This is a genomic window from Aeromonas sp. R6-1, assembly GCF_040908165.1.
In the GTDB taxonomy this organism is placed as follows: Bacteria; Pseudomonadota; Gammaproteobacteria; order Enterobacterales; family Aeromonadaceae; genus Aeromonas; species Aeromonas caviae.
The window spans coordinates 141778-165190 of record NZ_JBFODF010000046.1; the positions used below are offsets into that span (position 1 = coordinate 141778).

General features: G+C 63.0%; 20 protein-coding genes and 1 other RNA gene. 5 read left to right on the forward strand and 16 right to left on the reverse strand.

Annotated elements, in window-relative coordinates; genetic code table 11:
* Positions 1–234 precede the first annotated feature (234 nt).
* The 3 genes from AB5Y68_RS15685 to AB5Y68_RS15695 all read right to left on the reverse strand — a co-directional run bounded on the left by AB5Y68_RS15685 (position 235) and on the right by AB5Y68_RS15695 (position 3536).
* Entirely contained in the window at positions 235–1455 is a 1221-nt protein-coding gene (locus AB5Y68_RS15685; protein WP_039038743.1) for an FAD-dependent 2-octaprenylphenol hydroxylase, read from the reverse strand.
* A 100-nt stretch (positions 1456–1555) separates the two neighbouring features.
* Positions 1556–2779 (reverse strand): 2-octaprenyl-6-methoxyphenyl hydroxylase, encoded by a 1224-nt coding sequence (gene ubiH / locus AB5Y68_RS15690; protein WP_039038744.1) that lies wholly within the window; start codon positions 2777–2779, stop codon positions 1556–1558.
* A gap of 187 nt (positions 2780–2966) precedes the next feature.
* Positions 2967–3536 (reverse strand): UPF0149 family protein, encoded by a 570-nt coding sequence (locus AB5Y68_RS15695; protein ID WP_039038745.1) that lies wholly within the window; start codon positions 3534–3536, stop codon positions 2967–2969.
* A 173-nt stretch (positions 3537–3709) separates the two neighbouring features.
* Here AB5Y68_RS15695 and zapA point away from each other — a divergent pair, with 173 nt between their 5' ends.
* Together zapA and ssrS are read left to right on the forward strand one after the other, a co-directional pair.
* A complete protein-coding gene (zapA, locus tag AB5Y68_RS15700; protein WP_010675086.1) occupies positions 3710–4042 on the forward strand; it encodes a cell division protein ZapA in 333 nt (110 codons plus the stop codon).
* 16 nt (positions 4043–4058) lie between these two features.
* Positions 4059–4241: non-coding RNA, 6S RNA (gene ssrS, locus AB5Y68_RS15705), on the forward strand.
* A 134-nt stretch (positions 4242–4375) separates the two neighbouring features.
* Here ssrS and emrD read toward each other — a convergent pair.
* The 8 genes from emrD to AB5Y68_RS15745 form a co-directional block, all read right to left on the reverse strand.
* A complete protein-coding gene (gene emrD / locus AB5Y68_RS15710) occupies positions 4376–5575 on the reverse strand; it encodes a multidrug efflux MFS transporter EmrD (protein ID WP_039038746.1) in 1200 nt (399 codons plus the stop codon).
* A gap of 270 nt (positions 5576–5845) precedes the next feature.
* Complete coding sequence (locus AB5Y68_RS15715; RefSeq protein WP_368207332.1) at positions 5846–7276, reverse strand: ABC transporter ATP-binding protein; 1431 nt, start codon at positions 7274–7276, stop codon at positions 5846–5848.
* The gene (locus AB5Y68_RS15720) at positions 7273–8079 is read right to left on the reverse strand and encodes an ABC transporter permease (protein WP_039038748.1); all 807 of its coding nucleotides are present in this window, start codon (positions 8077–8079) and stop codon (positions 7273–7275) included. The genes AB5Y68_RS15715 and AB5Y68_RS15720 overlap by 4 nt, the downstream gene beginning before the upstream one ends.
* Positions 8080–8081: 2 nt before the next feature.
* Entirely contained in the window at positions 8082–9044 is a 963-nt protein-coding gene (locus AB5Y68_RS15725; RefSeq protein WP_039038749.1) for an ABC transporter permease, read from the reverse strand.
* Positions 9041–10567, reverse strand: a complete 1527-nt coding sequence (locus AB5Y68_RS15730; protein WP_039038750.1) for an ABC transporter substrate-binding protein — start codon at positions 10565–10567, stop codon at positions 9041–9043. Before AB5Y68_RS15730 ends, AB5Y68_RS15725 begins: the two co-directional genes overlap by 4 nt.
* Positions 10568–10762: 195 nt before the next feature.
* Positions 10763–11425 (reverse strand): glutathione S-transferase family protein, encoded by a 663-nt coding sequence (locus AB5Y68_RS15735; protein WP_039038751.1) that lies wholly within the window; start codon positions 11423–11425, stop codon positions 10763–10765.
* A gap of 31 nt (positions 11426–11456) precedes the next feature.
* The gene (locus AB5Y68_RS15740; RefSeq protein WP_039038752.1) at positions 11457–12065 is read right to left on the reverse strand and encodes a glutathione S-transferase family protein; all 609 of its coding nucleotides are present in this window, start codon (positions 12063–12065) and stop codon (positions 11457–11459) included.
* Between the two features lie 120 nt (positions 12066–12185).
* Positions 12186–12641 carry a hypothetical protein gene (locus AB5Y68_RS15745; RefSeq protein ID WP_039038753.1) on the reverse strand — a complete coding sequence of 152 codons (456 nt, stop codon included), beginning with the start codon at positions 12639–12641 and terminating at the stop codon, positions 12186–12188.
* A gap of 200 nt (positions 12642–12841) precedes the next feature.
* Here AB5Y68_RS15745 and suhB point away from each other — a divergent pair, with 200 nt between their 5' ends.
* Positions 12842–13645, forward strand: coding sequence for an inositol-1-monophosphatase (gene suhB, locus AB5Y68_RS15750; RefSeq protein ID WP_039038754.1), 804 nt, complete (start codon positions 12842–12844; stop codon positions 13643–13645).
* Positions 13646–13745: 100 nt separating this feature from the next.
* On the opposite strand, the gene AB5Y68_RS15755 is transcribed toward suhB, so the two are convergent.
* Positions 13746–14621, reverse strand: a complete 876-nt coding sequence (locus AB5Y68_RS15755) for an OmpA family protein (RefSeq protein WP_039038755.1) — start codon at positions 14619–14621, stop codon at positions 13746–13748.
* A 68-nt stretch (positions 14622–14689) separates the two neighbouring features.
* A complete protein-coding gene (locus AB5Y68_RS15760; protein ID WP_039038756.1) occupies positions 14690–16663 on the reverse strand; it encodes a methyl-accepting chemotaxis protein in 1974 nt (657 codons plus the stop codon).
* A gap of 145 nt (positions 16664–16808) precedes the next feature.
* Between AB5Y68_RS15760 and rnt the strand changes: the two genes are divergently transcribed.
* Positions 16809–17471 (forward strand): ribonuclease T, encoded by a 663-nt coding sequence (gene rnt / locus AB5Y68_RS15765; RefSeq protein ID WP_010675098.1) that lies wholly within the window; start codon positions 16809–16811, stop codon positions 17469–17471.
* 226 nt (positions 17472–17697) lie between these two features.
* Positions 17698–19020, forward strand: a complete 1323-nt coding sequence (locus AB5Y68_RS15770; protein ID WP_039038758.1) for a Na+/H+ antiporter family protein — start codon at positions 17698–17700, stop codon at positions 19018–19020.
* A 63-nt stretch (positions 19021–19083) separates the two neighbouring features.
* On the opposite strand, the gene AB5Y68_RS15775 is transcribed toward AB5Y68_RS15770, so the two are convergent.
* The 3 genes from AB5Y68_RS15775 to AB5Y68_RS15785 all read right to left on the reverse strand — a co-directional run bounded on the left by AB5Y68_RS15775 (position 19084) and on the right by AB5Y68_RS15785 (position 23412).
* On the reverse strand, positions 19084–20277 hold the full coding sequence (locus tag AB5Y68_RS15775) for an MFS transporter (RefSeq protein WP_039038817.1): 1194 nt from the start codon (positions 20275–20277) through the stop codon (positions 19084–19086).
* Between the two features lie 104 nt (positions 20278–20381).
* The gene (locus AB5Y68_RS15780; protein ID WP_039038759.1) at positions 20382–21287 is read right to left on the reverse strand and encodes a LysR family transcriptional regulator; all 906 of its coding nucleotides are present in this window, start codon (positions 21285–21287) and stop codon (positions 20382–20384) included.
* 208 nt (positions 21288–21495) lie between these two features.
* Positions 21496–23412: a bifunctional diguanylate cyclase/phosphodiesterase gene (locus tag AB5Y68_RS15785; RefSeq protein WP_039038760.1), complete on the reverse strand. Its 1917-nt coding sequence runs from the start codon at positions 23410–23412 to the stop codon at positions 21496–21498.
* Position 23413 lies beyond the last annotated feature (1 nt).

Consider the following 23413-nt stretch of genomic DNA (forward strand, 5'->3'; position numbering starts at 1 on the left):
GGCACCGCTCAAAAAAAACTAATCCTCACCCAACTCACTGACACCAGACACTAAGGCAAAAACAGTGATAAAAACAGCCAAAACCGCGCCACTGCGGGATTTAATGTTGATTTTTACCGTCCCGTCACAATTTACAGAAAAACGTTTCGCTTCTCGCCAACATTAAAGGCTGACACCCCGAAGGGGCATCTCGCCCTGTCAGATTAGTTTTTTTGTTAAAACCCCGGGGTAATATTAGATTTTTTCACCTTTGGCCAGGGTGGGCAGCTCCCCATCCAGCCCCATGGCGGCCCGGATCATGCCCTGCTTGAGGGGACCAAGACCGTCGACGGCGCGAAGCCCCACCCCGCGCACCAGCTTCTTGAGGGGGTTGCTGCCCGCAAACAGTCGCTTGAGCCCCTCCATGGCCGCCAGCATGCGCGCCGCCTCGCTCTTGCGCCAGCGCTCGTAGCCCCGCAGGTTGGCGAGCAGGCCGATGTCCGCGCCCTTGCCGTGATGAATGAGGATCTGCTCCGCCAGGGCGGCGGCATCCAGCAAGCCCAGATTCACCCCCTGCCCCGCCAGCGGGTGGATGGTGTGGGCCGCATCCCCCACCAGCACCAGGCGCTCGCGGGCAAAGTCGCGGGCGTAGCGGGCGGTGAGCGGAATGGCGCTGCGAGCCCCCTCCACCTTGCACAGCCCGAGGCGCCCATCAAAGGCGGCGGTGAGCTGGCGGTTGAAGCCGTCGTCATCCAGGGCGCAGAGCGCCTCGGCGCGGGCCGCGGGCACAGACCACACGATGGAGCAGAGGTCGGGCTGCCACAGGGGCAGGAAGGCGAGCGGCCCCTGAGGGGTGAAGATCTGGCGCGCCACCGCCTCATGGAGCTCGGCACAACGCACCGTCGCCACCAGGGCGTGATGACCGTAATCCCAGCTGGTGAGGGGAATGTCTGCCTGACGGCGCACCCAGGAGTGGGCGCCGTCGGCGGCCACCAGCAGCTTGGTCGAGAGGGCCTGGCCATCTTCCAGCAGCAGCGGGGCGCCCGCTGGCCCGCACTGCAGGCTGGTGGCCCGGGCCGGGGTCAGCATCTGGATATTGCTGGCCCCCGCGATGGCGTCCAGCAGCGCAAGCTGGATCACCCGGTTCTCGACGATGTGGCCAAGGGCCCCCTGACGCAGGCTGGCGGCATCGAAATCGATGTGGCCGAAACTGTCCTGCTCCCACACCTGCATCTTCTCGTAGGGCTGCAGGCGGCGCGCCACTATGCCGTCCCAGGCGCCGACCCCTTGCAGGATGTGCTGACTCGCGAGGCTCAGGGCACTGACCCTGTTGTCCGGCGTCTCACCGAGCGTTGCATCGGGCAGCCGGCCTTCCACGATGGCCACCTTGATCGCCCGGTTCTTGAGGGCGGCAGCGAGCCCCAGGCCCACCATGCCCCCCCCCACGATCACCACATCCACATCTTGCATCTGCATTCTCTTGTGTCCTTTCCGGGCGAGTCGCCAGGATCTGCGAGGCGACGCCCACAGGCGTGCCTCTTGCTCGAAATCGTCTTTGCCGCCGGGGCGACAGCGCTTATTGGCCGCACACCTCGCCCACGAATCCCAGGGTGCGGGAGGCGAGCGGTGCCTTGATCCAGGGCACTCTGCCCATCAGGGAGAGCGCCAGATTGCGGCCCACCACCAGGGGAGCGTGATGGTTTGAGAAGAGCTGGGCCAGGGAGGACGTGAGCCAGACGGTCTGGGCCTGATCGTCCCGCCGCTGCTGCCAGTAGCCGCTTAGCACCTCAAAGCCGCCGATGTCTTCCCCCGCCGCGAGTGCACGGGCCAGGGTCCGGGTCAGCACGTCCAGATCCCGCATGCCGAGGTTGAACCCCTGACCGGCGATGGGGTGCAGCAGGTGAGCGGCGTTGCCCACCAGCACGGTACGCTGGGCCAGGGGATAGTCGGCCACCGTCAGCACCAGGGGGTAGAGGTTGCGCGCCCCTGTGCGCACGAAGCGCCCGAGGCGCCAGCCAAAGGCCTGCTGCAGACGGGCGAGAAAGGCGGCATCATCCAGCGCCATCAGGGCCTGTGCCTCGTCCCGCGGGACGCTCCACACCAGGGAGGAGAGGCCGTCCTGCATGGGCAGCAGGGCCAGCGGCCCTCCGTCGGTGAAGCGCTCGAAGGCCCGTCCGGCGGGATCCTCGGCGGTCTTGACGGTGGCGATGATGGCGCTCTGGCCATAATCGTGGCGACTGACCGGCATCTTGAAATGCTGGCGCACGAAGGAGTGGCCCCCGTCGGCCGCCACCAGCAGCCGGGTGCGGTAGCGCGCGCCGCCCTCCAGGGCGAGCGTCACTCCCCCCTCGTCGGGGTCGATGGCCTCAAGCCTGGCCGGGCACAACATACGGATCTGCGGGCTGGCGGCGATCGCCTCTTGCAGCACGATGCCCGCCGCCGACAGCTCGATCACCTGACCGAGGGCGGGCAGACCATACTCCGCCCCCGACAGCCGGGTCTGGCCACAGTGGCCCCGATCCGACACATGGATATGGGTGATGGGGGAGCAGTGGGGTACCAGGTGCGGCCAGAGGCCGTGACGGGCCAGCGCCTCGCAGGTACCGGCGGAAAGCGCGATGGCACGGGCATCGAAACCGGGATGAGCATTGAGCTCGGGCGCACTCGCCTCCAGCAGCAGGATCTGCAGGGGGGCGCCATCCTGTCCTTTCAGGGCGGCAAGGGAGAGGGCCAGCACGGCACCGCTCATACCACCGCCGACGATAGCCACGTCGACGTGAACCAGATCAGATTGAGACATGAGAAGAGGGCATAGGCGAAAAAACGTGGGCCAATCCTACCACAAAGGTGGCGGACGGGATGCGAAGCCACGGGCAAAAAACCGCTTTGGCACCATGGGTTAGCAGGGTACCTCCCCTGCTCTCGCCCCTTGTGAAACAGAAAGAGCGCCGTGATGCGCTCTTTCATTGACCCGCTGGGCGGGCAGATCAGTGCAGGGTCGGCGGCGTGCTCGGCGCGGCCGGGCGCTTGCCAAACTCCTCGAACGCCATCATGACCCCGAGGCGCACGTGTTCGTAGAGCACCAGGAAGGAGGCTTCGTTCTCTTCATCTTCCTGATCGAACTCGGCAGAGACCTGGGTGATGCTGGCGATGTCCTGAATCATCTCCTGCAGCTCTTCGGATGCCTTGGAGAGCTCCTGTTGCACCACGCCAAAGCCGGCCAGGAAGGCCTGGGACCAGTCCACCAGCGAGTCGATGCGCTCATCGAGCGGCGCCTCGTCGCTTGGCAGCAACAACTCGACGCCCTTTTGTGCCATCAGGCTCTCGATCACCTCGTGATAGAGGTCGGTCATCACCTGGCGCACCGGTGCCGGCAGACCGAAACCGTCGTTGATCAGATCATTGAAATGGGGCTGCCAGCTTTTGTCGTCCAGGGCCACGCCACCGCACACCAGGCCGCAGATCACGCCATGGGCCTCGACGGCCGTCGCCATGAGGTCGTGCTGTGCCATCAGGTCCGCCACGGCGGCGTATTTCAGGGGGGTTGTTTTGCTCATCTAGGATCCGCTCAAAGTTCAGGCAAATATGCAGAATTTATGGCCGAGATCCTAGCATTCTCCCCCTGCCAGAGCCAGCAAGGCCTTGAAACTTCTGCATCTGCGCTATATAGTCCCGCCCAGTTGTCCACGTGGATAAAGGCGGAAATCAGCCCCGCCGTATTGAGGAAGGCATGAGCATAGAGGCCGTAGAAATCGTCATTCTGGGACGTCCCTACAAGGTGTCCTGTCCCCTGGGACAACAAGATGCCCTGCGCCAGGCCGCCGACCAGCTGACCGACAAGCTCATCGAGCTTCGTCAACGTTCCAAGGTCTCCAGCAACGAACAGCTGGCCGTCATGGCAGCGCTCAATTTCTGTCATGAGCTCTGCCTTGAAAAAGAGAAAAACCACCAATACTCTGAGACCATGGACAAGCGGATCAAGATGCTGCAACGCACCATCGAAGCCGCCTTGATCGAGCACGGACAATACGGTGAATCCAGCGAAGAGGCGCAACAGCCCTAATCGCACCGAGTTTTGAAATTCCCTGGAGTGTTTGTCAGCCGGTTCAAGTCCCCGAGCCGATATTCATACCAAACAGGGGGTCTGCCTTCTGGCTATTGAGCATGCTCGGCCCGACCGAGAAGCCTGCGGCCAGATTAGATCTCCGCCTTGAACCGACGGTTCAAGGGCCCAAACCGGCAACGGCATCTCCGGGGTACCTACCCAAAAAAGCCCGTCATCACGACGGGCTTTTTCTTTGCCTGCGCGGTCCCCCCCCTTCCACTCCCCTGCGGCGTCTCGCCACCCGGCAGGAGGCAGTAAAAAGCCCGCCAACGGGGCGGGCTCTTGGCCGTGTCAGACGGCCATCTGCTCGTGGGGCGCGCCGTGGTGGCGCAGCCACACAAAGCTCAAGGCCACGATCAGCACCATCACCGTCATGATGGCCCCCAGGGTCACCTGCCCCGTCATCGGGAAGCTGGCGGCCAGCAGGGTTACCACGCCAGCCCCCAGATTCTGCATGCCCCCGAGCACGGCTCCCGCGGTGCCCGCCTGGCCCGGGAAGGGCTCGATGGCACAGGAGGTGGCGGTCGGATAGAGAATGCCGCTGCCAATGAAGTAGACCGCAGCCCCGCCCACCAGGGAGGCAGCGCTCACCATGCCGAGCAGCCCGGGTACCAGGATGATGAGCGACCCCAGGGCCAGAAAGGCAATGCCAAGGCGCATCAGCTTGCCCTGGCTCAGGCGAAAACTCAGTCTGGCGGAGAGCCAGGCGCCGAACAGATAACCGGGCAGCGGCAGCACGAACAACACGCTGACGGTGCGGGCACTCAGCTTGAGCACGTCCCCCAGCAACACCCCGGCCGCCGCCTCGAACACCGCGAGGCCAGCAAAGGTGGCCATCAGACAGAGCAGGTTGCCTTGAAAGCGCGGGTTGCCGAGCACATGACGATAGGCGGCGCCCACCCGCAGCGAATGCTGGCGGGCGGATGCTGGCAGCGTCTCCCCAAACCAGGCCAGCAGCGCCAGGGTGGTCAGGGCACCAAAACCGAACAAGAACCAGTAGCCGGCACGCCAGTTGAACAGCTCGGTGAGCCAGCCGCCCAGCACAGGTGCCAGCAGGGGGGAGAAGATGACCCCCATGCTCACCAGGCTGTTGGCACGGTTGAGCTCGGCGCCACTGTAACGGTCGCGCATCACGGTCCGGCTCATGGCGCCCCCTGCCCCGGTGCCCAGCCCCTGGATCAGGCTGCCTGCCAGCAGGGCGGTGAAGCTCGGGATCAGCTGGATGGTGAGGGTGCCGACCAGGAAGATCATCATGCCGATGATGAGCACAGGGCGACGACCGATGCGATCCGACAAGGGGCCATAAACGAACTGGGAGAGGCCGTAGGGAATGAGGTAGCAGGCCATCACCGCCTGCAGCTGGCCGGAGGCCACATGGAAGTCCCCCGCCATCATGGGAATGGAGGGCACATAGAGGGTCTGGGTCATCTGACCCACGGCGACCATCAGAATGGTCAGGAAAAACAGGGGATAGAAGCTGTGCCGATACATATCTCGTCCGAAAAAGATCAAAAAACCGCCACCCTCCGGGCAGGGATCTGCAGGAGGTGTCTGACAAAGGTCGTTGAAGAGGAACAAGGCGGAGGACCCGCACCCGCCAGCAGCAGGACGCTCTCTGGCTTACGACAATCTTAGTGATTCATATCACAAAAAACGAACGAAACTTTATAATCTGCTTACCCAAGTTTTTCTAATGCGACGGGGCCCAAGGCCCCGTCACTGTCATCTCATCATGAGGGAAGGATTCATCCTGTCCCCTCTTTACCCCACTCTTCTCACCTCGGCCGACGCGCCTTCGAACATGGGGGAACCTACCTCCCCCAGTCTCAGACAACGAGGAGCAACCTTGCCGGCCAGCCCCTCGTCATGGGTCACCAGCAGCAGGGCGCAGCCTATCTCTCCCAATTCCTCCAGCAGACAGGCGATGGTCTGTTGCTGGCTCAAGGGATCGAGCCGGGACGTGGGCTCATCGGCGAACAGCAGCACAGGGCGCAGCAACAGGGCCCGGATAAGCGACAGCCGCTGCAGCTCCCCTCCCGAGACCTGGTTTGGCAGGCGCGTCAGCAGCCGTTCATCCAGCCCCAACCCGGCCAGATAGTCGACAAGCCGATGGCGAGGCAGCCTGTGCAGACGCAGCACATCATCGAACTGGGTGGCGAGGCGCACCCGACTTGCAAAGGCCTGCACCGGATCCTGATAGAGCTTCTGCCAGCGGCAGGGGGCAACCCCTTCCCGGCGCAGCACCTCCCCTTGCAGGGGGTGTTGCAGCCCCAGCAGCACGTTGCCGAGGGTGCTCTTGCCCGCGCCGCTCGGCGCCATGATGGCCATTCGCTCCCCTTGCGCCAGGGCAAGGTCGAGCCCCGTGAACAGGGGTTGATCCCCATATCCCATGGCAAGCCCCTTCCCGCGGATGAGCCAGTCACCGGTGGGAGGGATGGTCGCCTCGGGCCAGGCGGAGGGCTCCGCCGCCAGCAGGGCCCGGGTATAGGCATGGGATGGCGTGTGCAGCACACGCTCGGCGGGCCCCTGCTCCACGATCTCTCCTCCCTTGACCACCAGCACCCAGCCCCCCAATGCGCGAGCCAGGGAGAGATCATGGGTGATGGTCAGCAGATGGCGTCCACGGGCCAGGTAGCCCAGCAACAAGGCACCCAGCCTGGCTGCGGCCTGGCTGTCGAGCCCCTTGGTGGGCTCGTCGGCCACCAGCAGACGGGCCTCCCCCAGGGTGGCGGCGGCAAAGGCCGCGCGCTGGGCCATGCCTCCCGAGAGCTGGTGTACAAAAGCGCCCTCCCGCCCGGCCAGTCCAAGCCGCTCGAGGGCGGCGCGGGCCCGCGATCGGGCCTCCTTGCCCCCTGGCAGCCACCCCTCCTCCACCTGGGCAAGCAACCCCATGGTGGGATCCAGCGCCAGCACCGGCTCCTGGGGCAGCATCGCCAGCTCCCGCCCCCAGAGAGTGCGCAGACGAGGCGTGTCGGCCAGGTTGTGATGGCGGCCACCCGACACCATCTCGCCCCGGCCTGTCAGGGGGGCTGGCAAGGTCCCCATCAGGGCATGAGCCAACAGGGATTTGCCCGAACCGCTCTCCCCGATCAGGGTCAGGGCGGTGCCGGGATGAATGGTGAAATCCAGCGCCTGCAACAGGGTTTTCTGGCCATCATCGACCTGCAACCCCTTGATATGAATGGCCGTCATGAGGTGGCTCCTTGTGAAGATGGCATGTCAAGGCCGCGCGTCTGATGAAGCAGCACCAGGGCCAGCAACATCAGCCCCATGACAAGAATGGGGGCCAGTAACAGACGGGGAGCCTCCTGATAGTGGGGCAGCGCCTCCGTCATCATCAGCCCCAGCTCGGGCGTGGGCGGCTGAATGCCCACTCCGACAAAGCCCAGGGTAGAGAGGGTTAGAATGGCACCCGCTAGGCCGAAGGCCATCATGGTGAGCAACTGGGGGGCGAGCTCGGGCCAGAGATGGCGCCGCACCACATGGGCATGGCCGAATCCCAGCAAACGGGACGCCTCCACCTGGGGCGAGGCGAGCAGCCCCCGGCTGCGGGCACGCACCACCCGGTAATACTCCACCCACTGGGCCATGGCCAACCCGAGATAGAGGATGGCAAAGCCACCCTGGGCCATGGCGGAGAAGAGCAGCACCAGCAACAGGCCTGGCAGGGCCAGCAAGCCGTCGGCCAGGCTGCGCAGCAGACCGTCGACCCAGCCGCCGCGCCAGGCCGAGAGCCAGCCCAGCAATGAGCCCAGCAGCGCCGCCGTGATGACGCACAGCAGTCCCAGCAGCAGGGAGAGCCGGGTCGCCGCCGCGAGGCGCGCCATCAGGCTGCGCCCCATCTGATCCCGCCCGAGGGGCTCCTGCCAGGAGGGATCAGCCAGAAACTGTGCCAGATCCTGAGCCGCCGGATCGGGCCAGAGCACGGGGCCCAGCAGGGCAAACAGCACCACCAGCAGGAGCAGGCCCAGCCCCGTTTTGACAGACAACGACATGATCAGGACTCCTTGGGACCACGGGGGTCAATGGCAAGACAAAGCAGATCGGTGAGGGTATTGAGCAGCACGAAGAGCACCGCCAGCACCAGCACTGTCCCCTGAACCATGGGGATGTCGCGCCAGAAGATGGCGTGTACCAGCGCATGGCCGATCCCGGGCCAGGCAAACAGGCTCTCGACCACCACGACTCCCTCGATGAGCAGCACCAGCTGCACGCTGGTGTAGGCGATGATGCTGACCCCGGTGTTGCGCAGACCGTGACGCCAGAAAACCCGGGCCGGCGAAAGCCCCTTGGTGAGGGCAAATCGGTAATAACCGGACTGCACCACGGTGAGCACGCTTTCACGCACCACCCGGGAGAGCACGCCGGAGAGCCCCAATCCCAGGGTCAGGGCGGGCAGCAGCAGGTTGCTCCCCTCCCCGTGCCCTGCCGCACTGACCCAGCCCAGCTCCACCGAGAGCATCACCATGAGCACCAGGCCGAGCAAGAAGGGGGGCAACGCACGCATCAGCACGCTCCAGCCCAGGGTCAGGCGATCACACCATCCCCCCGGGCGCAGCGCACTCAGGCTGCCAAGCGGCAGCGCCACCACCAGCGCCAGCACCACGGAGGCGCTCGCGAGCGTCAGGGTGGCGCCCAGGTGATGACCCACGTCGGTGGCGACCGGTGCGCCCGTCACCAGGGAGCTGCCGAGATCCCCTTGCAGCAAGGCCCACAGCCAGTCGCCAAAACGGGCAAGGGCCGAGCCGGCCAGCCCCAGCTCGCTGCGCACCGCGTTGGCCGCCTCGGCGGTGACATAGTCATAGCCATAACGACCCGCCGCGATGCGAAAGGCGATGTCTCCGGGCAGGGACTGCACCATCAGAAAACAGAGTCCGGCCACCAGCAGGGCAACCACCAGCGCCTGCACCAGACGCTGACCCAGTATCCCCATGACGCGAGACAAGGGTGTCGCTGTCATCGTGCGCTCCATGTCAACTTGTCCAGGCCATAGCTGCGCTCCTGGGGATCGAGTTCAAACCCCTCCAGCCCCCGACTGACCGCCGCGCTCTGGCGGTACCAGGCGATGGGCAGGAGCGGCAACTCCTGTTGCAGTGTCGTGGCTATCTCCCGGCGAGCCGCAGCGGCGTCTGTGGGCGACAAGGCTTGCGTGGCAAGGCGGGTCAGTGTTTGCGTCATGGCCGGGGAGTGCCAGTTCATCACCCCCCAGTCCGCACCGGCAGGGGCCAAGTCCCCCAGCAAGGTGACCAGGGGATCCGGTACCAGGGCATAATTGCGGGCGTAGAGACCAAGCTGGAGCGAGCCGTCCTGATGGCCCGCCGGGATCTCGCTCGAGTTGCCCACCGCCACCTTGAGCTCCACCCCCACCGCCTTCCACTGCGCCTGCAGTGCCGTGGCGAGGAGCGGCAGCTCCGGACGGTCAGGGAAGGTACGCAGGGTCAGGGCGAAGCGCTCTTCCCCCTTGCGCAGCACACCGTCCTCCCCCGGCTGCCAGCCTGCCGCCGCGAAGGCCGCCCGGGCCGCCTTGATGTCATAGGCAAGCGGCGTCAACCCGAGCTGGTGCCACTCCCCCAGAGTGGGAGGAAAGAGCTGGGTTGCCGCCATCTCTGGATCCCGCAGCAGGGCGGCTGCCATACCACGACGATCGATGGCGAGACTCAGGGCACGGCGCACCACCGGATCGCTCAGACGGGGATCGGCGCCATTGAGCTTGAGCTGGATGGTCCGTGGCAGGGTGACCGAGGCGATGGAGACCCGTGACGCCTGCTGCAAGCGGCGGATGCTGACCGGATCCAGCCCCCAGGCGATGTCGGCCTGACCGCTCTCGGCCATCAGGGTGCGGCTCTCTGCACGCCCCACCGTCAGGTAGCTGACCTCCTCAATTGCGGGCCTGGCCCCCTGCCAGCCGTCGAAACGCACAGTCTCTATCCGCTGGGGTTGTTGCAGGCGGGTGATGCGGTAGGGGCCAGAGCCTATCACCTGGGTTACCTCCCCCTTGGCATCGTAGGCGGCCTTCGCCAGGATCTGGGTGCTGGGGTGGGCCAGCACGGCCGGCAGGGAGGCGAAGGGTTCGCTCAGGGTGACCTTCAAGACGCCATCGCCAGCCTCGATGGACGCAATGGGAGCGCTGGTCATCACGCCGGGCTTGCGCCAGGCCTGTTGCAGGGCAAAAGCGGCCTGCTCGGCGCTCACCTCGCTGCCATCGTGAAAACGGGCCCCGGGGCGCAACGTGAATCGCCACTGCAGACCGTCATCGCTACGCGACCACTCACTGGCAAGCCCGGGTTGCAGATTGCCTTTCCTATCGACATCTACCAGGGTCTCCGCCACCTGCATGCGAGTAAAGAAGACCCCGTTGCTGGCGGGGTCGACACTGTGGATCTCCCAGGGCCCCACCATGGCAAGCGGTTTGCCGTCGGCTGCAGTCGTTCCTGCCATCAGAGCCAGGGCGAACCACCCGGCTGCGGTGCATTTTTTTGTCATCCTTTCCATCCAAGCTTCATGTTCATCAACCAAAGAGATGGCGTTATAACATAACAATTAATCAGGAAGAATGACTTTTGATTTTTGATAAATGGCTTATTTGAAAGACAAAAAACGACTGCGATGCAGATCGTCAAACAACGGGGAGTCAAAGGGGAATAAAAAAAATGGCCCGTCAGGGCCATCATGATGGTGTCAGCGAGTCACCATCTGCTGCGCCCGCTTGACCTGATCCTCGGGGCTCTCATTGCGCGGTGGAATGGTGATGCCCTTCTGGCAGGCGGGCCTGGCTTCCATGCGTGCCATCCAGGCCTGCAAATGCACCAACCCCTCGATGGAGATACCACTCCAGTCGTGGATGCGCACCCAGGGCCAGGTAGCGATGTCGGCGATGCTGTACTCGTCCGCAAGATACTCATGGTGTGCCAGATGACCGTCGAGCACCTCGAACAGGCGTCGCCCCTCCTTCTGGTAACGCTCGATGGCGGCCGGGATCTTCTCGGGGAAATAGCGATAGAAGACGTTGGCCTGCCCCATCATGGGACCGACGCCCCCCATCTGGAACATCAGCCACTGGATGGCCTGGGAGCGACGCTTGGGATCCTGCGGCAGCAACTTGCCGGTTTTTTCCGCCAGATAGATAAGGATGGCGCCGGACTCGAACACTGCGAAGTCACCATTGTCCCGATCGACGATGGCCGGGATGCGGCCATTGGGGTTGATGGCCAGGAACTCGGGCTTCTTCTGCTCCATGGTCGCGAAATCAAGGGGAATGACCTTGTAGGGCAGCCCCAGCTCTTCGAGAGCAATCGACACCTTGAACCCGTTGGGCGTGGCGGCAGTGTACAACTCTATCATCTTGGACTCCTTGAACGTTCAGGGGAAAGGATCAGGCCTGGGCGCTGGACCGGGCACTCACCCGGTCATGCCAGTCCTGCAAATGGGGCTGTTCGGGGGTGATACGCAGGCCAACCACCTTGCCAAAATCAATGGTACAGAGGGCAAGAATGTCGGCGATGGTGAAGCGCTCCCCCGCAATATAGGGCACCTCGGCAAGACGGGCATCAAGCTTGTCAAACCAGATCTGAGCCTGTTGCTTGCACTCCTCCCCCCATTCGGGGAAGACCCGCTCCCGGTCTTTGTAAAAACCGGTGATATGACGAAACGCCATACCGGTCGGCAGCCAGAGGTTGAACTCGATGAAGCGACTCCACATCTCTATGGTGGCGCGCTCCAGCGCGGTGCTGCCAAACAGGTTCGGTTCGGGGTGAAGCTCTTCAAAATAGCGACAGATGGCCAGGGTTTCACTCAGACAGGTTCCGTCATCGAGTTCCAGCACAGGAATGCGCCCGGCCGGGTTCTTGGTCAAAAAAGCGGGCGCCAGGTTTTCCCCCGCCCCCAGATCGACCTGCTGATATTCCATCTCGATCCCCTTCTCCGCCAGAAACATTCTGACCCGACGGGCATTGGGGGCTCGTCTCAGCTCATAAACCTTCATGTCACCTCCGTCGACGAACACACGGTGAGCCGCTGCACAGGCCATAGCAAAGCGGCACAATGTCGGTCAGTTATGACAAATATTGTGCCCCTTGAACAGCCCGCATCGAGGGTGAGATGATTAGCTGCTCAGTACCCCTGGTTGGCGCTGGCGCAGCAAGATAAGACGGGAAAGCAGCGGGAAATAGGATTCAAACTTGCTTTGCAGCACCAGGCTGCAGGCAGGATCCGCCAGTTCGGCCTCATCCAGCAGAATACCGTTGGAGACGAAATAAAAATGCGGATCCCGAACATCCGGCCCCTGTGGAGGATGTTCATACTGTCGATGCACCAACAGGGGAAGCACCGGCAATCCCAGTGCACTGCCTCCTGCAGGCCAGAGCGGAGCAGGCCAGGCAGCTCCCTCTTCTTCCAGCAGCAGGATCGCCGCTTCATCCTTCGACGGTTGCCACTGCTGGGGCTGCGCCACCCGGACCTCGGTGACATAATCGCTCTCTTCGCTGGCGGCACGCAGTGCGGCCAACACACCCAGAGTCGTCGGCGACGACGGTTTCTGACTGACTAATGACAGATTCATGGCTCATATCCCTATGCTCACCACAGCCTGTTATCCGGCTGTCGCGATAAGACTAGTTGATTACAGGTCTTTATTGGAGCCGTCAGATCTGTCAGTCACCACCCTGACCGAATGAGGGCATAGCAGTTGCTATTCCCGAATATCTTGGTAAGATGTCGCGTCCTTTTATCCCCCGTTCTTTAACATCCAGTGGTGAACCTATGCATCCGATGCTGAATATCGCCGTGCGCGCTGCGCGCAACGCCGGTCAAGTAGTAGTAAAAGCCTTTTCTCAACCCGAGAATATCGAGGTTATCCAGAAAGGCAGCAATGACTTCGTGACCAACGTTGACCGTGACGCCGAAGCGGCCATCATTCACACCATCAAAAAATCTTACCCGGAACACAGCATCGTTGCTGAAGAGTCTGGCGAGATTGCCGGTACCAATCCGGACTACCAATGGATCATCGACCCACTGGATGGCACGACCAACCTGGTCAAAGGCATTCCGCACTTTGCCGTTTCCATCGCTCTGCGCGTCAAGGGCAAGACCGAACAAGCCGTTGTCTACGATCCCATCCGTGACGAGCTGTTCACTGCCACCCGTGGCAGCGGCGCCCAGCTGAACGGCTACCGCATCCGTGTCGGCAAGGCCAAAGAGCTCTCCGGCACTATCTTGGCCACCGGGTTCCCGTTCAAGCAGAAGCACCACATCGAACCCTACCTGAAGATGTTCCAGAGCATGTTCATCGAGTGCGCAGACATCCGTCGTGCTGGCTCCGCCGCGCTGGATCTCGCCTATGTGGCCGCTGGCCGCGTCGACGGTTTCTGGGAAATCGGCCTGAAACCCTGGGACACCGCCGCCGGTGAGCTGCTGGCCAAAGAAGCCGGCGCCATCGTCACCGACTTCGTCGGTGGTCACAACTACGAAAACTCCGGCAACATCGTGGTTGCCAACCCGCGCGTTCTTAAAGAGATGCTCGGCAAGATCCGTGAAAACCTGCCGGAATCCCTGGCCAAGTAATCCCGGATACCCGTGAAAAAAATGCCAGTCGGTTCGCCGACTGGCATTTTTTATTCCTGACTACAGCGAAAATCCCGCCCCTCTCGATGACTCAGCGGGATCAGATAGTGCCGTTGCGTCCCATGTTGATCACCACCCGGCGGTTCTTGGCTCGGCCAGCTTCCGTTTCGTTGGAGGCCACGTGCTGTTTCTCACCGTGCCCTTCCACCGAGATCTTGCCCTCCTCGATGCCGAGATCCACAAACACCTGCTTGATGGCATCCGCCCGCTTCTCGGAGAGCTTCTGGTTTGGCCAGCGGCCGCCATAGCTGTCGCTGTAGGCGTCGATCACCACCACATCGATGCTCTTGTCTGCCTTCACATAGTCACCGATCATCGCCAGCCGCCGCTTGGAGGCCGGTGACAACTGATCGCTGTTCTTGTCATAGGAGAGCACGCTGAAGGCGATGTCGTTGAAGCTGTAGGGCAGCAAGCCACTCAGGCAGTCCATGAACGCCTGGTACTTGACCCTGAAATTGACCGACGAAAGCGATACCCGCACCGGCCTGTCCTGACGATACCAATCGCGATACTGGAAAGTCGGCATACGCCCTCCTTCCAGCTCGTCCAGCATGGTCCAGGCGGTCTGCCCCGCCACCAGGCCGTCAAACTGCTGATAGAACTGCAACTGGCTGATCTGTCGCCCGGCCACCCCGGGACGCCAGCTGGGGGGCATGATCCCGAGGCTCACTGTCTGGGTACGCGCCTGGGGTCGCTGCCCCTTGAGCTCGAAATCCAGATTGATCTTGCGCCCGGCCCGGCTGACAAAGGCCCCGGTTCCCCAACGGGGAATAGGATGCTCCAGCCTGCACTCCACCTGGGTATCAGAGGTCAGGCGCCAGACGGATTGATCCAGACCGGCGCCAAATTCGGTCACGCCCGCCTGCAACTGCATACTCACTGATATGCTGATCAACCCCAACACCCAAGCATTCAACGGCTTGTCCTCCACACTATCTCGAATTATCTATCGGCAGCGGCAGGACAAGCTTTAGGTCAAAACGCTCAATGGGGGGAAGAAGGGGCCATCAACTTGAAGCTGGCGATGCGTCCCGCCAGATCCCGGGCCAGGGCATCCAGTTCGGCACTGTGTTGTTGCAAGGTATGGGAGTGCTGGCGATGGGCTTCATACACGTCACGGATGGTCATCACGTTTTGCTGGATGTCGTCGGTCACGTAACGCTGCTCCTCGGTGGCGGTGGCCACCTGGGCCGTCATGTCGCTCACCTTGCGCACCTCGTTGACGATGTCGGTCAGCTCGCTCCCCGCCCGCTTGGCCTCCGTCACGCTCAGACCCGCCTGTTCGGTGCCCGTGTGCATGGCAGCCACCGCCTCGTTGGCCCCCTGGCGCAAACGGCCCAGCATCCGCTCTATGTCGTCCGCCGCCTGCTGGGTACGGGAGGCAAGCGCTCTCACTTCGTCGGCCACCACCGCAAAGCCGCGCCCGGATTCACCGGCACGGGCCGCCTCGATGGCGGCATTGAGGGCCAGCAGGTTGGTTCTGTCCGAGATCTGCTTGATGAGGTTGAGCGCTTCGCCCACCGACTCGGTATCCTGATGCAGGCTGTCCACAAGTTGCTGGGTATCACTCAGGGTACCCGCCACCTGCTGGATGGTGTGGATGGTCTGATCCACCTCCTTGTCACCCTGCTTCGCCCGGCCGATGGCCTGCTGAGTCGCCTGGGAGGTCTGAGTGGCGTTGCGGGCAATCTCCGCGACAGTCGATGCCATCTCGGTGGCGGCAGTCGCCACCAGATCCACCTGCCCGCATCCCCTGACTACGCCGGCATTCACCTCGGCAATGACCTCGGCCGAGCTGGCGGCGCTGCGTATCAGCACGTCACAGGAGTGGCGCACAGCCAGCAGCAAACTCTCCAGGTGCCCGAGGAAATGGTTCAGATCCCGCGCCAGGGCCCCCAGCTCATCCCCGGATCGCCAGTCGACCCGCACGGTCAGGTCGTTCTCCTGCACCAGGCGCTTGAAGGTCTGGTGCAGGGCCATGAAGCCCAGATGCAGATCCCGCACCACCCGCCAGCAGACGAAGGTGGTCAGGACGATGCACAGCAACACGCCAGCCGCCCCCCACCAGAAGTCACTGGCACTCCCGACCCGCATCTGTTCAACTCGCTCGAAGAGCTGCTGATAGAGGCTGTCTTCTATCTCCTTGAGCAGGCCTATCTTGTCGGTACTCAAGGCAAACCAGGCCTCGGCATCGACGCCAAAACCGCCGCTTGCCGCCTTGTCCAGGGCCAGTTTCTCCATGGCGGCCACCTTGGCCACCACGGGTGAGGCGAGGCTGTCGTTCAGCAACTGACGCTGGGCGGGACTCGCCACCGCCTGGAAACGTTCGAGATAGGTGTTCTGGGCCGCCAGCAGGGAGATGAACTGCTGCAACAGCGCAGGCGTGAAGCTGTCACGGCCAAAGACGTTGCTGAGCGTCGCCCGCTCCAGCCCCGCACGTTCCTTGCTCTGCAGGAAGGCGGCGTAGGCATTGGTCTGCAGGGCGATGGTGGCATCCATGCTGTCGACGCTTATCTTGTCCACCACCGCCAGCAAGGCGGTCACGAGGCGGGTATAGAAGCCGACCTGTTCCGCCACCTCGACCCCCAGGGCGCTGACCCGCTCACGCATGGCGGTGAGTCCGGCCACTCCCTGTTGCACCTCGGTCAGCGCCAGCAAGGCAGGATCCTGATGAAAACGCTGCAACAGGCTGTCCACCACCTTGCGCTGGGCAGGCAGCGCATCGCGAAACTTGTTGCCGCCAGAGCCGAGGAAACCGGCAGACATGCCGCGCTCCCGTTGCAGCTCATGGGCCAGCTGCGCCGCCTCCTTCACCACCGCCAGCGCGACCAGGGCGCCGCTCATCTCCTGTTCGACCCGATAACGTTCATAGACGTACCGGCCGGAGAAAAACAGCAGGGCCAACAGCGGCAGACAGACCACCAACATCATCTTGTGTGCCAATCCCAGCTTCTTCATCGTCCTCTCCCTCCATGGTTGACGTCGCCCATTATAAGCACAGGTGTTTCAAAATGGTCCTCTTGCCGTCCCATGGCGGCAGATAAGGGACAAGGGCCCGCTTTTTTGCCATAATGCCGCCTCCTTTCACGCCGACCGAGATACCATGACCGACGCCGTTCACACCCTCAAGGGCCGTTTTCGCGGCTTTTACCCCGTCGTCATCGATGTTGAAACCGCCGGATTCAATGCCAAGACCGATGCCCTGCTGGAAATAGCCGCCCACACCCTCAAGATGGATGAGCAGGGCTGGCTCGTCCCTGACCAGATCTTCCATTTTCATGTCCAGCCCTTTGAGGGCGCCAATCTGGAGAAAGCGGCGCTGGAGTTCACCGGCATCGACCCTTTCAACCCGCTGCGGGGCGCGGTGGACGAGAAGGAAGCACTCACCGAGATCTTCAAGGGGGTGCGCAAGGGCATGAAGGAGCAGGATTGTGGTCGCGCCATCATAGTGGCCCACAACGCCACCTTCGACCACGGCTTCGTAATGGCCGCCGCCGAGCGGGCCGGCCTCAAGCGCAATCCGTTCCACCCCTTCGCCACCTTCGACACCGCCGCCCTCTCGGGTCTTGCCCTGGGACAGACGGTGCTGGCCAAGGCCTGTCAGAGCGCCAATATCCCCTTTGACAACAAAGAGGCCCACTCGGCCCTCTACGATACCGAGCGCACCACAGAGCTCTTCTGCCACATCGTCAATCGCTGGAAGAGCCTGGGAGGCTGGCCTCTGGCCAACCCGGATGAAACGACGGACACCGAAGACGAGGGCTGAACACTCCCAGCCCCTGCCCAGACAGGCTGCCCATGGCAGCCTGTCTGCATGAGGGGACCTGTCTGGGCAACGAAGAAGGGCCATTTTCCCGGTTCCCGTTCACCGCCAGCAGAAGATGCGTCCCTTGGCCGGGATCTGCCGATTTTTTTCTCGACATTTAGCCTGTTTTTCGCAAACTAGCTGGCTTTCACACGACTGACAGCAACACAATCCATAAGGAAATCAAATGAATCCTGTTGTTATCGCGGTGGCGCTGATGCTGGTGCTCAGCCTGCTGCGGATCAATGTGGTGGTCTCCCTCGCCATCGGTGCCATCGTGGGTGGCCTGCTCGGCGGACTCTCCCTCGAGCAGACCCTCAGCACCTTCACCGGCGGCCTGGGCGGCGGTGCAGAAATCGCCCTCTCCTACGCCATGCTGGGGGCTTTCGCGGTAGCCATCTCCCGCTCCGGCATCACCGATCTGCTGGCCCGCAAGGTCATCAACCAGCTCGGCAAGGATGCCAGCAGCACCCGCATTCTCTGGGTCAAGAGCCTGCTGCTCACCTCGGTGCTCGCGGTCTCCATCTCCTCCCAGAACCTGATCCCGGTGCACATCGCCTTCATTCCCATCCTGATCCCGCCGCTGCTGCATGTCATGGCCCAGATGCAGATCGACCGCCGTCAGGTGGCCTGCGTCATCACCTTCGGCCTGACCGCTACCTACATGCTGCTGCCGGTGGGCTTTGGCGGCATCTTCCTGAACAACATCCTGGCCAAGAATCTCGTCGACAACGGCGTACCGGTGGAATTCAGCCAGTTGCCCCTGGCGATGGCCATCCCGGTATTCGGCATGTTCCTCGGCCTGCTCATCGCCGTCTTCTTCAGCTACCGCAAGCCGCGTCAGTATGATCTGGAGAAGATCCTGGCCGCCGAACCCGAGACGGTCGAGCTCAATCTCAACCACATCTGGGTCGCCCTGCTGGCCATCGCCGTGGCACTCGGTCTGCAACTGATGACCAACAGCATCGTGCTGGGGGCGCTCGCAGGCTTCATCATCTTCACCTGCGGCGGCGTCATCAAATTCCGCGAGAGCCAGGATGCCTTCACCCAGGGTGTGCGCATGATGTCCCTCATCGGCTTTATCATGATCTCGGCCGCAGGCTTCGCCGCCGTCATGAAGGAGACCCACGGGGTGGAGAGTCTGGTGCAGTCCGTCTCCAGCATGATGGCAGGTCACAAGGGATTGGCGGCCTTCCTGATGCTGCTGGTGGGCCTGCTCATCACCATGGGGATCGGCTCCTCCTTCTCCACCGTGCCCATCATCGCCACCATCTATGTGCCCCTGTGCATCCACCTCGGCTTCTCGCCCATGGCGACCATCGCCCTGGTGGGCACCGCGGGCGCGCTGGGGGACGCGGGTTCCCCCGCCTCCGACTCGACGCTCGGCCCCACATCGGGCCTCAATGCCGACGGTCAGCACGACCACATCTGGGACAGCGTGGTGCCAACCTTCATCCACTACAACATCCCCCTGGTGATCTTCGGCTGGATTGCCGCCATGGTGCTCTGAGTCCATCCCGAGCAGACAGACAAAAGGCGACCCCGGGGTCGCCTTTCTTGTCTTGCACATGCCTCAGATGGCCGGTTGCAGCCCCCGCCTGCCGGCCAGGGCGCAGAGACAGGCAACCAGGGCCAACCCCATGCCGGCTGCTCCCACCCCGAGCCAGTGTCCCTGTTGCCAGACCAGCATCCCCAGGCTGGAGCCGAGGGTTCCCCCCAGGAACATGCCGGTCATGAAGAGGGTATTGATGCGCCCCCTGGCCTCAGGTCTCAGACCATAGATGCGCTGCTGATGGGCGATGAGTGCGCTCTGCACTCCGAGATCCAGCAAGATGACCCCGCACGCCAGCCCGGCCAGAGAGAGCCACAGCTCGAAACAGATCCAGGCAAGCACCACCAGCACGGCACCGGCCAATACCACTGGTCTGGCCCCCAACCGATCCGCCATCCGGCCTGCCAGAGGGGCCGCCACCACCCCAGCCACCCCGATGACGCCGAACAGACCCGCCATGTCGGCCCCCAACCCATAGGCAGGTTCGGCCAGGTAGAACGCCAGCACGGTCCAGAAGGCGCTGAAGGAGGCAAACAGCAAGGCCTGGGTCAGGGTCGCGCGGCGCAAGGCGGGCTCCTCGCGCCACAGACCGACCAGAGAGTGAAGCAGACGGCCATAACCGAGGGGAGAGCGCGGCAATCCGGACGGTATCATCCTGGCCATCAGCAGGGCCCCCGACAGGGCCAGGGGAATGGCCAGCCAGAACATGGCGCGCCAACTGCCATAGGCGGTGACCAGACCGGCGACCGTTCGGCTGAGCAGTATCCCGGCCAGCAGGCCGCTCATCACGCTGCCGACCACTGCACCCCGGCGGGCGGGATCTGCCAGGGTCGCCGCCACCGGAACTATCTGCTGGGCCGCCGTGGCCCCGATGCCGAGCAGGACGGAGGCCAGCATCAAGGTGGTGGCACTCGTGGCCGTGGCCGCCAGCAGGGAAGCCAGCGCGATCAGTGCAAACTGCCCCGGAATGAGCCAGCGGCGCTCGAGCACATCGCCAAGCGGCACCAGCAAAAGCAGACCCATGGCATAGCCGAGCTGGGTCAGCATGGCGATCAATGGCATGCCCGAGTGCCCGGGAAAGTCCTGCGCCATCACCGCCAGCATGGGCTGGTTGTAGTAGATGTTGGCAACTGCCAGGCCGCATGACAGGGCCATGGCGAAGAGCAGGGAGGGGCCGGGGGTTGCGGCCCCTCCGGCAGAAGGCGATGTACTCATGATCTTCTCCTCGTGGTAGAAGGGCTCCCGCCAGGATACGGGCCCCATGCGCACAGCCTACCCGGGGAGCGTCGCCACCAGTAGAGCGGTGGGGACCATAACAGTTATTCCGCTGGTGCATGCCCCACGCCGGGCAGGCCGGTCACGAATGCCAGAAAGGCGCTCGCCTTGGCACCAGGCTGGCGACCTGCCGGGAGCAGGGTCCAGAGCTCCTGCATGGGCAGTTGCCACTCGGGCAGCACCGCCACCACCTCGCCGCGGGCAAGCTCGGGGGCAAACATCCACTCCGAGGCGATACCGAGCCCCAGTCCTGCCAGCACGGCGGCGCGCATGCCTTCGGCCGCCGAGACCGTCAGCCTGCCTTCTCCGGAAACCACCTTCTCTTCGACGCCGCGGCGAAATCGCCACTGCTGCCCCACTCCGGGCCGTGGACTGTAAAGCACCAGATCATGCTGTTGCAGAGCCTGAGGGGTCTCAGGCTCTCCTTTGGCGGCCAGATAGGCCGGCGTCGCCAGCACCCGCATGTCGCTTCGGGCGAGACAGCGGGCGACCAGCGACGAGTCGGCCTGTTTGCCGATCCGCAGAGCCACCTCGATGCCCGCCGAAATGAGATCCACATTGCCGTCATCCAGCAGGATCTCCAGATCCAGTCCCGGGTGAGCCGCCAGAAAACCGGCAAGATGGGGAATGATATGCAGGCGGGCGAAGGTGACGGGAGCGCTCACCCGCAGACGCCCGCTCAGGCCCGCCCGGCATTGCTGCACCATGGCATCGGCCTCGTGGACCTGGGCCAGGATCTCTCTCGCCCGCAGATAGTAGGCCTCTCCGGCCTCGGTGGGCGCCAGCCCCCGGGTCGAACGCAGCAACAGGCGGCTACCAAGGTGCGCCTCAAGCTGGGCAATCAATCTGGAAACCGTGGGTTGCCCCATCCCCAGTCGGCGGGCCACCGCCGAAAACGAGCCGGTCTCCACCGCCAGCACGAACACCTCCATCACCCCCAAGCGATCCATTTATGGCTCCTCTGTCCTGTGGCACTGTTCGTGGCACAAGGTAGCACCGGGCCTGTCCTCTCGCACCCTCGTTCTGGCAGGAGGCACAATAAAGCCGCGTCATGGGAGGTCCTGCCATGGGAGAAAGGTGTCGGGATGAAATATCAACCAGGAACGATCGAACAGAGGGACTCGAAGACAAGGCTACAGGAGCTCGATTGCCCCAAGGCTACCCCAGTGCCACTTCCTGAATGGCGGCGCTGTGGGCGAAATAGCGGTGACAGAACTGCATGAACTCCGGCAGCGGCAAGGGACGCGAGTAGAAATAACCCTGGATCTCATCCACCCCTATGGTGAGCACCGCCTTGAGCTCATCGCTGTTTTCCACCCCTTCTGCCACGACACGCACCCCCAACTGATGAGAGAGGGTGGTGATGGTCTCGACGAAGAGCGCCTGCCGGGTGTCACTGTCGATCGCGGTGATAAAGGATCTGTCTATCTTGAGCTTGTCGAAATAGAGTTCACGCAGGTAAGAGAACGAGGACCAGCCGGTCCCGAAGTCATCGAGGGCCACCCGCACCCCAATCTGGCGCAGGGAGTGAATGATCTGCTTGCTCAGGGCGATGTCATCGAGGGCGATGGTTTCGGTCAGCTCCACTATTAACTGGTGCAATCCCAACGGACCATCACCCATCTTCTCTTCAATCTCCCTGGCCAACCCCATGTTGAACATGGAGTTGGAGAGGTTGATGGAGATCTCGAGCGGTGCTAGTACCTCCTTCGGGAAGCCGGACAGATCGAGCTGCATGCGCCGGATGATCCAGCCCCCGAGCGCCTCGCCCAACCCGTTCTCTTCTGCCAGCGAGATGATGTCGAGGGGGGCAATAAAGCCATATTCCGGATGATGCCAGCGGATCAGCGCCTCGGCCCCCAGCCTCACCACACTCTGGCCGCGCACGATGGGCTGATAGTAAAGGGCCAGTTGCGGGCATTGCGGGCAGTGGATAAGCTCCCGCAGCTCGGTCGACAGCCGGCGTTTGCGCTGATAGTGCTGATACATGCTGCTGGAGAAGAGCACATTGCGATTCAGCCGTTTGCGCTTGGCGCTGTCGAGGGCGATATCGGCAAACAGCAGCATCTCTTCCGGTGAATGATCCGGTTTCACGTACTGGCTGGTGCCCATGAAGACCCGCACCCGGTGCGCCGGATCGGCAGCAAACACCAGATCCGCCAGCTCGCTGCGCAGTTGCTCCAGAAACGGGAAGCGCAGATAGGTGGGCATGGTGCCGGTGATGATGAGGGTGAACTCGTCACTGCCGGTTCGGGCAACGAAGATCCCCTGGCCAGAGGCGGCCTTGATCCGCGCCGCAAGCCGTTTGAGCAAGGCGTCCCCCACTTCGTAACCCAGACTGTCATTGACCTCCCTGAAATGCCCCAGATCCATGAGGCAGACTGTGATGCTGCTGCGCCGACCGGGATGGCTGGTCCACTGTTGGAGGTGCTTGATGAGCGCCGCCCGGTTGGGGAGACGGGTGAGAGGGTCGTTCCACGCCAGAAAATGCTGGCGACGCACTTCGCGAAACAGCACCATCAACATCACCATGGTCGCCAGCATCAGAAATCCCAGGATGAAGAAGTTCTGGGTTTTCGACTCGTTGAGCAGCTCGCGCTGGGCGATGGCAGAGGGCCCGGTGAAGTTTTTCACCATCACGTCCCGCACCCCGCGCATCTCGTCATCGAGCGCGGCCGTGAACATCTTGAGTGCGGGGGAATCCGGCTCCCCATGCACCACATCCTGCTCATAATGTTCGAAGAGAGCGAGGATCTTGCCGACCGCCTTGTCCGCACCGAATCGGGCCCTGACCGACTTTGCCTCCTCCCCGTGCAGGAAGACATCGAGCCGGTTCCAGGCAATGTCAAAGCGCTTGTTCATCTCCTCCCGGCTGGCGGCACCGGCACGATAGAGCTGCAAGCCCTCCTCGAAGGCGTGGATCTCCAGCTCGAGCTGGGCCAATGCCCAGGCGGAGAGCTGGGTGTAGCGCGTCACCGCATTGAACGCGCGGTCATAGTTCCAGACCGACCAGAGGGTCACCCCCAAAAAGGTGGTCACCATCAGAATCAGGCTCAAGAACTTGCCGCGCAGCATC